Here is a 10235-nt window from a genome sequence, read left to right as displayed (position 1 = left end):
CGGGCCCGCCGCGGGCGCGGTCGGGGCCGCGGTGCCGTGGCCCGGGTACGCCGGGTACTCCGACAGCGGGGTCGGCGGAGCGGGACGTTTCGTGCTCTCCGCCGCCGCCGGCGCGTCCGGGTCGGCCGGCGGCGCGGTGATCGCGTCGATGTCGAGAGCGGCCAGGACCTCGGGGCTGAGGCGGCTGCGCCAGTCGTCCTCGACCTCGGTGAAGGAGTCCTTGTCGAAGCTCGGCCACTTCACCTCGGGAGTCGAGGAGAGGTTCTCCTCGATCGAGGCCAGGAAGGCCGCCGGGTCCAGCGGCGCGGGCTCGGCCGGCGGCCAGACCGGGGCCGTGAGGGGGTCGACGTCCTCCGTCGCCGGGGCCGCCGGGGCCGCCGGGGCCGCCGACGCCGCCGGCGCGACCGGGTCGATCGGGGCCACGGGGTCGATCGGGGCCACGGGGTCGATCGGGGCCGCCGGCGTGACCGGCGCGGGCGGAGCCGCCGGGCCGTCGGCGATCGCGGGCTCGCTCGGGGTCCAGCTCGGGATCTCGGGGGTCCAGGTGTCGAGCCCGGTCTGCGCGGCGACGTTGTCCCACGTGTAGGCCGACATCCAGTCGTCGGCCGCGGCCGGCTTCCAGTTCGGGTCGCTGAGCGGGTCCGGCTCGGCCGGGAACGGAGTGCCGGACACCGGGTCGACGGCCGGGGCCACGGACGCCGCCGGGGCCGCGGGCTCGGTCGGGAAGGTCGGGGCGGCCGGCTCGGTGGTCGGGAGCGCCGCCGCGGGCTCGGCCGGGGAGAGCGGGTCGGCCGGGGAGACCGGGTCGGGGGTCGGCAGGGTCCAGCGGACCGGGGTCGCGCCGGGCTCGATCGGGATCACGGGCTCGGCGTTCTCGGTGTCGGAGCCGCCGGAACCCCAGTCGACGCCGACGTTCGGCATCCAGGAGTCGTCGTCCTCACCCGCGGCGAGGGCCTGGTAGGCCTCCTCGAGGCGGGCGTCGGCGGCCTCGCGGGCGAGCAGGGCGCGGGAGACGGCGCGCAGCAGACGGTTCTGCGTCAGCGGCAGCGAGAGCGTCTTGACGTTGTCGTCGGCGAGGCGGAGGGCGATCAGGCGCGGGCTGTCGGAGACCGACTCGGCGATGATCAGCACCGAGGTGTCGATGTCGTCGCGGCGCAGGGCCCGGACCACGTCGACCATGAGGTCGGGGTCGCCGAGCTCGAGCACCAGCAGGTGCGCGGCCGAGGCGAACTGGACCCAGCCCGGAGTCTCGTCCGGGTCGATGGGGATCACGTTGAGGTCGTCGGCCGTCAACGCAGCCGCGATTGCCGCGTTGCGGGAGACGACGAGTACGTCGCGCAGTGTGTCCTCCAACCCCGATGCGGCCCAGCGCTCGTAGGCGTGGGCGCACGTCGACGATACGGCGAATCAAGATCACGACGGGCGGGTTCCGCCGTTCTGGTCACCCGTGTTCAGGCGGATTTGGGCACGCGGGCCCGCGCCGGGGGACGGCTCGCCACAGATGTCGGTTTCGTCCCGTCACTTTTCGGCGGCACTCAGCCCGCGGCGACGGCGGCGACCACCCGGGCCCGGCGGGCGGGTTCGCGCCACCGGTGGGCGCCGCGCAGGACCCAGCCGACGGCCGGAAGGGTCAGCGCCGCCGCCACGGCGAGCGGGATCCAGGCCGCTGGGGCGAGGGTGAGGACGGCGAACGCCGACCCGGTGATCGTGGCGCCGATCGAGAGCAGCAGCGTGTCCGCGAACAGGGCACCGGGCGGGGCGGGGGTGTCCCGAGGGCCGCGCAGATCGGCCCGGTGAGGCCGGCGCACCGAGATCGTCAGACAGGTGGCCACGACCGTCGCGGTGCCCACGACGAGGGCGCCGACGACCGCCGCCGCCTCGGCCCCGGTCGGGGCGGGGGCGCGGCCGAGGGAGAGCAGCACCGTCGCGCCGGAGGTGAGCAGGCACAGCTCCGTGAGGACCCGGGCCTTCGCGAGATAGGCCGTGCGCGGGTCGTGGGGCAGCGTTGCGAGCCAGGCCGCGCCGCCCGCGTCGAGACAGAAGACGTTGATGCCGAACAGCAGGCCGGTCCCGGCCGCGACGATCGGCGGCAGCAGGACGATCGAGGACCACTCGACGTCGGCGACGAGCGCGACCGCGCCGGGCACCAGGGTCAGCAGCACCACCCCGCGGCGCAGCGCCGGGGCGCGCCAGACGCTCGCCCGGTCGACCGCGACGAGTTCGGCGAACGCCGTCCGCCGTGGACCGCGCCGGCGCACCGGCACGGCGAGCCCGGCGGCGGACCGGTCCGCGCGGCGGGTCAGCGCCCAGCCGCAGGCCCGGACGGCGAGGGCGAACGCAACCCCCGTGCCGAGCAGGAGCCCCGCGAACCCGGCGGCCCAGACCGAGAGCGAGCCGGCCCAGGCCTCGTCGAGCAGCGGGAGCATCGCGCTGGTCGGGAGGGCGTCCAGGGCGGCGCGACCGGAGCCCGCCGCCACGACCGCTCCGACGCCCACCGCGCCGGCGACCCCGGCCACGGCGAGGGCGAGGCGCCCACCGCGCCGGGCGCGGATCCCGACGGCCGTCCACGCCAGCGCGGCGCCCGCCGTCGTGGTCAGCGCGACGTAGGCGAGCGTCGTCAGCACCGCCGGCGCCAGGCGCGGCCCGCTGCCGGTGAGGTACCCGGTCGCCGTCGCGACCCCGAGGACGTGGGCCAGCCAGGTGATGTTCAGCGGGGAGAGCAGCAGCGACCCGACCGCGATCGTCGCCGGCCGCACCGGGTGCGCCACCAGGGACTCCTCGGGCACCAGCGGGTACCCGCCCCCGGCGGAGAGCGGCGCGAGCACCGAGATCACTGCCAGGGCCGCGAAGAGCGCGGGGGCGAACGGGCCGGCGTCGGTGCCCGCCGGTGCCGCGTCGGCGAGGGTGGCACCGGTGGCGACGGCGGCGGCGAGGACCAGCGGGACCGCGGCGGCGCCCAGCACGAGGGCGGCGCGCACCCGGTCGGAGCGGACCATCTGCCACCGCAAGCGCGCCAGCGCAGCAACCTGACGTAGCGTCAGGCTCATCCCCGGACCCCGCCGAGCAGGCCGCGGTAGCGCTCGGCGCCGGTCTCGCCGTCGAGCTCGGCGCTGGGGGCGGCGCCCACGATCCGACCGGCCCGCAGCACGACGGCCTGGGTGGTGGCGCGCACGACCAGCGGCAGCAGGTGCGAGGAGACCAGCACGGCGGTCCCGCCGACGCGGAGCTCGGAGATCAGGTCGAGGGTGGCCTCGACCCCGACCGGGTCGACGCCGTCGAACGGCTCGTCCAGCAGGAGCACCCGCGGGGCGTGCAGCGCGGCGAGGACCACCGACAGGCGCCGGCCCATGCCGTGGGAGAACCCGGCGGTGACCCGGTCCGCGTCGGCGCCGAGGTCGAACCGTTCCAGAAGATCCCGGGCCCGGTGCTCCCACCCCGCCGGCAGGCGCCGCAGCCGGGCGGCGAGCTCGAGGTGCTCCCACGGGGTCGCCCGCGGGATCAGACCGCCGACGTCCGGGCAGTACCCGACGACGGCCCGGGCGCCGAACGGGTCGGCTCCCACGTCGACGCCCCAGACCTCGACGTGGCCGGCCGTGGGCGGCAGGGCCCCGGCCAGGACCCGCAGGGTCGTCGACTTGCCGGCGCCGTTGCGGCCGAGCAGGCCGACGGCCGCGCCGGCCGGGACCGACAGGTCGACCCCGTCCACGGCGGGGGCCCGCCCGAAGCTGACGCGCAGGTCGCGGACCGCGATCGCCGGGGTCGGCGTCGCGGGCGGCGTCGGCGGGGGCAGCGGGGGCGTCATCGCTGTCAGTGTCACCCGGACCCGCGCTTTCCGCAGCAACTCCGGACATTCCGGGCCGTGGTTCTGATCGCGCCGGGAGGCCACTTACCCTGGGCGTATGCGGGTCCACGTGGTCAGTGACGTCCACGGGTCCGCGGCGGCGCTCAAGGCGGCCGGGGAGGGTGCGGACGCGCTCGTCTGCCTCGGGGACCTCGTCCTCTTCGTCGACTACGACGACCACGCCGGCGGAATCTTCGGCGAGCTGTTCGGCGCGGAGCGCGCGGCGCGTTGGGTCGCGCTGCGCACCGCCGGGCGCGTCGAGGAGGCGCGCGACTACCTGCACGAGCTCTGGGCCGAGGTGCCCGGCGACCGGTGGTCGTACATCGAGCGCGCCGTCCGCGCGCAGTACACCGAGCTGTTCGCGGCGATGCCCGACCCGACGTACCTCACCTACGGCAACGTCGACCTGCCGGCACTGTGGCCGGAGTTCCTCACCGGCGCCCACACCGTGCTGGACGGGCAGGTCGTGGAGATCGGCGGCCGGCTGTTCGGCTTCGTCGGCGGCGGCCTGCGCTCGCCCTACCGGACGCCGTTCGAGATCTCCGACGAGGACTACGCCGCCAAGGTCGACGCCGTGTTCGCGGCGGCCGCCGAGCTCGGCCGGCGCCTCGAAGTCCTGTGCACGCACATCCCGCCGGCCGTGCCCGAGCTCACCTACGACGTCGTCGCCCGGCGTTTCGAGCGGGGCAGCGAGCAGACCCTCGCCGCCATCCGGGCGCACCAGCCGGACCTGGCCCTGTTCGGCCACGTCCATTCGCCGCTGGCGCCCCGGCTGCGGATCGGGCGCACCGAGTGCGTCAACGTCGGGCACTTCCGCGGCCGCGAGGAACCGTTCGTCCTCGAGTGGTGAGCCGCGCGATAGCCTGCGTCACCTGATCAGCACCCTGCCGGGAGGACCGGAACCGATGGCCGACTCGACCACGGCGAGCATCACCGTGAACGCCTCGCCGGACGAGGTACTGGCCGTGATCGCGGACTTCGAGGCCTACCCCGAGTGGACCGGCGCCGTGAAGAAGGCCGAGGTCCTGGGGTGGCGCCCGGACGGGCGCGCCGAGCTCGTGCACTACCAACTCGACGCCGGCGCGATCAAGGACGAGTACACGCTGACCTACGACTGGTCGGGTGTGCCGGACCTGCTGACCTGGACCCTCGTCGAGGGCCAGATGCTGAAGATGCTCGACGGCTCCTACGCCCTGGCCCCGGCGGAGGGCGGCGGCACCAACGTGACCTACACGCTGTCGGTCGACGTCAAGATCCCGCTGCTCGGGATGATCAAGCGCAAGGCCGAGAAGGTCATCATCGACACCGCGCTGCGCGAGCTGAAGAAGCGCGTCGAGGGCTGATCCCATGCCGCTCCCTGTCCCCGGCGCCGCCCGGTGAGGGTCCTGCTCTTCACCGGGAAGGGTGGGGTCGGCAAGACGACCGCCGCGGCGGGGACGGCGACGCTCGCCGCCGCCCGGGGGCGTAAGACGCTCGTCCTGTCCACCGACGCGGCGCACTCGCTGGCCGACGCCTTCGGGGTCCCGCCGAGCGCCGAACCCGCCGAGATCGCGCCGAACCTGTTCCTCGCGCAGGTCGACGCCCAGCGCAAGTTCGAGCGGACCTGGACCGAGATCCGGCGCTACCTGCTCGGCGTCCTGGACTCCGTCGGCGTCGACCCGATCGAGGCCGAGGAGCTCACCGTCCTGCCCGGCGCCGAGGAGGTCCTCGCGCTGCTCGAGGTGCGCGACCAGGTCCGCTCGGGACGGTGGGACGTCGTGGTCGTCGACTGCGCCCCGACCGCCGAGACGCTGCGCCTGCTCGCGCTGCCCGAGGCGCTGAACTGGTACATGGACCGGGTGTTCCCGATGGAACGGCGGATGGTGCGGGCCCTGCGGCCCGTGCTGAACCGCGTCACCGGCATCCCCATGCCCGCCGACGGGGTCTTCGACGCCGTCGAACGGCTGCACGCCGAGCTCGCCGGCGTGCGGGAGGTGCTGACCGACCCGGGCACCTCGGTGCGGCTCGTGCTGACCCCGGAGTTCGTGGTGGTCGCCGAGGCCCGCCGCACCCTGACCTCGCTGTCGCTCTACGGGTACCGGATCGACGCGGTCATCGCGAACCGGATCTTCCCCGCCGAGGGCGCCGACTCCTGGCGAACCGGCTGGGTGGCGGCGCAGACCGAGATGCTCGCCGAGATCGAGGCCTCCTTCGCCCCGCTGCCGGTGCTGCGCTCGGGCTACCGGGCCGCCGAGCCGGTCGGTGTCGAGGAGCTCGGCGCCCTCGCCGCCGCGGTGTACGCCTCCCGGCTCCCGCAGACCGACTCCGACGCCGACCCCTGCGCCCTCCTGGCGGAGACCGAGCCGATGACGATCCGCGCGGTCGATCCGGGCCGGTACGTCCTCTCGCTGGCGCTGCCGCTCGCCGACAAGCGCGACATGGACCTGCGGCGCAAGGGCGACGAGCTCGTCCTCACCGTCGGCGGCCACCGGCGGTTGCTGGCGCTGCCGAGCGCGCTGGCACGGTGCTCGGTCGGTGGGGCGCAGCTCGCCGGGGACCGGCTGGAGATCACCTTCACCCGGGAGATCCCGTCATGAGTGAGCGTCCCACCGGCGACGCCTTCGGCACCGCCGCCGAGGAGGCCGCCCGGCTCGTCGACGCGCTCGGGCAGTGGTTGGCGGCCCGCGCCGCTGCGCGGCCGTCCGGCCCGATCGACCCGGAGTACCTGAACGCGCACATCGCCACCGGCTCCGCGGAGTGCACGGTGTGCCCGCTGTGCCAGCTGATCGCCCTGGTCCGCACCAGCAGCCCGGAGATCGCACACCGCCTCGACGACGCGATGGAGGCGCTGCTTGCGCTCGCGCGCACGGCGCTCGACGGTTTCGAGCGCGCCCGGGCCGGGAAGCCGACCGGATCAGGGTTCGAGACGATCGACATCACCTGAAACGTCCGGCCGGTGAACGAACTGATCTCCCGTCAGCTATGACACCGCTGTCGTCAGGTTCGGAGGAGGAGCGTCCGTGAACGTTGCGGTCGGCGTCGACCTCGGCGGGACGAAGATCGCGGTCGGCCTGGTGGCCGCCGACGGTGCGGTGCGGGCCCAGACGCGGCGTGAGACCCCCGACGGGCCGGACGCGGTCGTGGCGGCGATCGCCGATGCGGTCGCCGAACTCGGGGACGAGGCGCGGGGCCGGCCGGTCGGGATCGGGGCGGCCGGGTTCGTCGACGCCGGCCGGCGGCGGGTCCTGTTCGCCCCGAACCTGCAGTGGACCGACGTCCCGCTCGCCGCGCAGTTGAGCGACCGGCTCGGGACGCCGGTGATCCTGGAGAACGATGCCAACGCCGCCGCCTGGGCCGAGGCGCGGTTCGGCGCCGGCGCGGGTGCGGACTCGATGGTGCTCGTGACCGTCGGCACCGGCATCGGCGGGGGGATCGTCCTCGACGGCCGGCTGGTGCGGGGCGGCTTCGGCGTCGCCGGGGAGCTCGGGCACCTGCCGCTGGTGCCCGACGGCCGGCCGTGCGGGTGCGGGCAGTCGGGCTGCTGGGAGCAGTACGCGAGCGGCACCGCGCTCACGCGCGCGGCCCGCGACCTGGTCGTGACCGCCCTCGCTGCGGGGACCGGCGCGGAAGCCCTCGTCGCCGCCTGCGGGGGAGACCCCGAGGCGCTGGAGGGAACCCACGTGCAGGACGCCGCGGCTGCGGGTGACCCCGTCGCCGGCGAGCTGCTCGCCGACCTCGGGCGCTGGCTCGGCCGCGGGCTCGCCGCCGTGGCCGCCGTCCTCGACCCCGGCGTCGTCGTGATCGGCGGCGGGGTGGCCGGCAACGGTGACCGGCTGCTGGAGCCCGCCCGTGCGGAGTTCCGCCGCCGCCTGCCGGCCACCGGAAACCGTCCCGAGGCCGAGATCCGGCCGGCCCGGCTCGGCTCGGCCGCCGGGCTCGTGGGTGCGGCCGACCTGGCCCGGGAGGCCGCCACCTGAGCGGCTCGCCCGACCCCGGAGTGCGCGTGCGCGTCGTGAGCTACAACGTGCGCTCGCTCCGGGACGACGCCGACGCCGTGGCGGCGATCCTGCGCGGGCTGGCCCCGGACCTGGTCTGCGTCCAGGAGGCGCCGCGATTCCTGTTCTCGCCGCGCCGGTGCCGGGCTCTCGCCGCGGCGGCGGGGCTCTCCGTCCTCACCGGCGGGCGATCCGCTGCGGGCAACCTGCTGCTCGGCGGTCCCCGGGTGCGGCTGGTCTCCGCGTCCCGCGTCCGCCTGCCCCGGTCCGGGCGGCGGCACCGTCGGGCACTCGCGTCGGCGGTCGTCGACGTGGGCCGGCCCGACGGTGCCGCCCGGTTGCTGGTCGGCGGTACGCATCTCTCGCTCGACCCGCTGGAGCGGGAGAAGCAGACGCGCCGGGTGCTCGCCCGCCTCGAGGCGGCGGACGTCCCGCACCGGGTGCTCGGGGCGGACGTCAACGACGTCCCCGGCAGCCGCGTCTGGACGCTGCTGACGGCGTCGTTGCGGGACGCCTGGGCGACCGCGCCGACCGGCGGCGAGCTGACCTTCCCCGCCCGCGGCCCGAACCGCCGGATCGACGCCCTGCTGGTCTCGCCGGGGATCGAGGTCCGGTCGGCCGGGGTGCCCGCCGACCTTGCGGCCGACCCGGCCGCTGCCACCGACCACCTGCCCGTGCTGGCGGAGCTGGAACTCCCTGCTGCCGAAGGTGTCTGACTGAGAGTCAGGCTGAGAGTCAGGCTGGGCGTCAGACGACGGCGCCGTTGTCGCCGTCGTCCGGGCCGTCGTCCTTCATTCGGTAGACCAGCGAGGCGAACCCGCCGACGAACGCGGCGATGGCGAGGAACGTCGCGCCCTCGATCGGGTACCAGTCCAGCGAGGTGAACAGGACCAGCAGGATCGGGCCGCCGACGACCCCGAGCCACGAGAGCTTGGTCTGCAGGTCCATCCGCGGCAGCGGGGGAGGCGGCGGGGGCACGTAGTGCTCCTCCGGTTCCGCCGGCTCGGGCTCCTCGGGCGTGCTCGCGCCGCCGGGCAGGCCCCACGCGGCGTCCGGGTCCTCGTCCTCGCCCTCTCCCCGGCCCTCGCCCCGGCGCAGCACCCGCCACGAGCCGCTCGCGCTGGGCGCGTCGGGCTCGACGTCCTCGGCCGGGGACCAGGGGGCGACCGGCTGCTGCTCGGTGGAGGTCTGGCCGTACCCGGCCACGATCGCCCGCCAGGCCGCGTCGAAGTCCTGGCCGTCCTCCTCGGCCGCGGTCCCCGCCGCGCTCCCCGGGGGCACGACGTCCGGCGGGGCGGCGTCCGGAGCGGTGGCCGGCGCGGTGGCCGGCGAGGAGCTGTCGGGAGGCGGGACGTCGCCGGGGCCGAACTCGTCGCGGCGGGCGTCGAGCACGGCCCGGGCGGCGCCGGCCGCGCCGGCGTCGACAAAGACCCGGTCGGTCGGGCGGTTCGGGAGCTGGATGTCCATGTACGGCCCTCGAACCCCGGGGGCGGGGGAGGCGTAGGCGGCCACGCCCTCCTCCCGCAGCGCCTCCAGCAGGGCGTCCGCCAGCTGGGGCTCCAGGTCGACCAGGGGCACCCAGCGCTCCGCGGAGAGCCCGTTGGTCCGGTGGGGGGTGCTCACCCCGACGTCACCGTGGGCCGGATGCGGCGGATGAAGTCCAGGCTCTCGCCGAAGATCCGGTCGGCGTCGTTGTCGAGCGTTGCGACGTGGTAGCTGTCCTCGAGCACGATCTCGGTGACGTCCGTCGACGAGACCCGGGCCAGCACCAGGCGCGAGCTCTCCGGCTCGACGACGTGGTCCTCCGCGCTGCGCAGCAGGAGCAGCGGCTGGGTGACCTTGGGCAGGTCCGCGCGGACGACGTCCCAGGCCCGGCGCAGCGAGTACAGCGCGCGCAGGGGGACCCGGGAGTAGGCCAGCTCGTCGACCCCCGGCTTCTTGATGTCGCTGCCGATGCCCCCGAGCGAGGGGAGGACCCGCTGCAGGACCGGCAGGACCTTGAGCCGGGGGTCCAGGCCGATCACCGACGGGTTCACGACGACGACGCCGGCCAGGTCGCGGCCGTGCTGCTCGGCGAGGCGCAGGCTGAGCGTCCCGCCCATGGACAGACCGCAGACGAACACCGCCTCGCAGCGCTCCCGCAGCGCGAGGAACTCCCGCTCGATGCAGGCGTACCAGTCGTCCCAGGTGGTCATGTTGGCGTCCTGCCACCGGGTGCCGTGGCCGGGCAGCCGCGGCAGGGCCACGGTGAGGCCGGCGGCGGCCAGATGCTCCGCCCAGGGGCGCATCGACTGGGGGCTCCCGGTGAATCCGTGGCACATCAGGGCGCCGACGGGGCCGCCCGCGTGGTGATAGGGCTCCGCCCCCGGCAGAATCGGCACGAGGGAATGGTACGTGGCGCGGCCCTAGGCTTCCGGCGG

Annotated in this window: 10 protein-coding genes and 1 pseudogene; 6 read left to right on the top strand and 5 right to left on the bottom strand. The window is 75.7% G+C overall.

Features of this window, described 5'->3' with window-relative positions:
* The 3 genes and pseudogenes from ABD401_RS10735 to ABD401_RS10725 all read right to left on the bottom strand — a co-directional run.
* Positions 1–1353: pseudogene (locus ABD401_RS10735) on the bottom strand (hypothetical protein); the annotation flags it as partial.
* Positions 1354–1535: 182 nt separating this feature from the next.
* Positions 1536–3047 (bottom strand): hypothetical protein, encoded by a 1512-nt coding sequence (locus tag ABD401_RS10730; RefSeq protein WP_344604471.1) that lies wholly within the window; start codon positions 3045–3047, stop codon positions 1536–1538.
* Positions 3044–3802 carry an ABC transporter ATP-binding protein gene (locus tag ABD401_RS10725; RefSeq protein WP_344604469.1) on the bottom strand — a complete coding sequence of 253 codons (759 nt, stop codon included), beginning with the start codon at positions 3800–3802 and terminating at the stop codon, positions 3044–3046. The genes ABD401_RS10730 and ABD401_RS10725 overlap by 4 nt, the downstream gene beginning before the upstream one ends.
* A 97-nt stretch (positions 3803–3899) precedes the next feature.
* Between ABD401_RS10725 and ABD401_RS10720 the strand changes: the two genes are divergently transcribed.
* The 6 genes from ABD401_RS10720 to ABD401_RS10695 all read left to right on the top strand — a co-directional run bounded on the left by ABD401_RS10720 (position 3900) and on the right by ABD401_RS10695 (position 8531).
* Positions 3900–4691 (top strand): metallophosphoesterase family protein, encoded by a 792-nt coding sequence (locus ABD401_RS10720; protein WP_344604467.1) that lies wholly within the window; start codon positions 3900–3902, stop codon positions 4689–4691.
* A 55-nt stretch (positions 4692–4746) separates the two neighbouring features.
* On the top strand, positions 4747–5184 hold the full coding sequence (locus ABD401_RS10715; protein WP_344604465.1) for an SRPBCC family protein: 438 nt from the start codon (positions 4747–4749) through the stop codon (positions 5182–5184).
* 33 nt (positions 5185–5217) lie between these two features.
* The gene (locus ABD401_RS10710; protein ID WP_344604463.1) at positions 5218–6417 is read left to right on the top strand and encodes an ArsA family ATPase; all 1200 of its coding nucleotides are present in this window, start codon (positions 5218–5220) and stop codon (positions 6415–6417) included.
* Entirely contained in the window at positions 6414–6764 is a 351-nt protein-coding gene (locus ABD401_RS10705) for a hypothetical protein (protein ID WP_344604461.1), read from the top strand. The genes ABD401_RS10710 and ABD401_RS10705 overlap by 4 nt, the downstream gene beginning before the upstream one ends.
* Before the next feature lie 76 nt (positions 6765–6840).
* A complete protein-coding gene (locus ABD401_RS10700; protein ID WP_344604459.1) occupies positions 6841–7797 on the top strand; it encodes an ROK family glucokinase in 957 nt (318 codons plus the stop codon).
* A gap of 26 nt (positions 7798–7823) precedes the next feature.
* Complete coding sequence (locus ABD401_RS10695) at positions 7824–8531, top strand: endonuclease/exonuclease/phosphatase family protein (protein ID WP_344604457.1); 708 nt, start codon at positions 7824–7826, stop codon at positions 8529–8531.
* Positions 8532–8562: 31 nt separating this feature from the next.
* On the opposite strand, the gene ABD401_RS10690 is transcribed toward ABD401_RS10695, so the two are convergent.
* Together ABD401_RS10690 and ABD401_RS10685 are read right to left on the bottom strand one after the other, a co-directional pair.
* Positions 8563–9438, bottom strand: coding sequence for a hypothetical protein (locus ABD401_RS10690; RefSeq protein WP_344604455.1), 876 nt, complete (start codon positions 9436–9438; stop codon positions 8563–8565).
* Entirely contained in the window at positions 9435–10196 is a 762-nt protein-coding gene (locus ABD401_RS10685) for an alpha/beta hydrolase (RefSeq protein WP_344604453.1), read from the bottom strand. The genes ABD401_RS10690 and ABD401_RS10685 overlap by 4 nt, the downstream gene beginning before the upstream one ends.
* Between the last annotated feature and the right edge of the window lie 39 nt (positions 10197–10235).

Source organism: Sporichthya brevicatena, from assembly GCF_039525035.1.
GTDB classification, from domain to species: domain Bacteria; phylum Actinomycetota; class Actinomycetes; order Sporichthyales; family Sporichthyaceae; genus Sporichthya; species Sporichthya brevicatena.
Note: the sequence above shows the minus strand (reverse complement) of the source record. Positions and strands in the feature narration are given on the sequence as shown.

What these genes read in the sequence shown, in the direction of transcription:
- ABD401_RS10715 (WP_344604465.1), top strand. Translation starts at nt 4,747, where the DNA reads ATGGCCGACTCGACCACGGCGAGCATCACCGTGAACGCCTCGCCGGAC.
- ABD401_RS10720 (WP_344604467.1), top strand. Translation starts at nt 3,900, where the DNA reads ATGCGGGTCCACGTGGTCAGTGACGTCCACGGGTCCGCGGCGGCGCTC.
- ABD401_RS10705 (WP_344604461.1), top strand. Translation starts at nt 6,414, where the DNA reads ATGAGTGAGCGTCCCACCGGCGACGCCTTCGGCACCGCCGCCGAGGAG.
- ABD401_RS10730 (WP_344604471.1), bottom strand. Translation starts at nt 3,047, where the DNA reads ATGAGCCTGACGCTACGTCAGGTTGCTGCGCTGGCGCGCTTGCGGTGG.
- ABD401_RS10725 (WP_344604469.1), bottom strand. Translation starts at nt 3,802, where the DNA reads ATGACGCCCCCGCTGCCCCCGCCGACGCCGCCCGCGACGCCGACCCCG.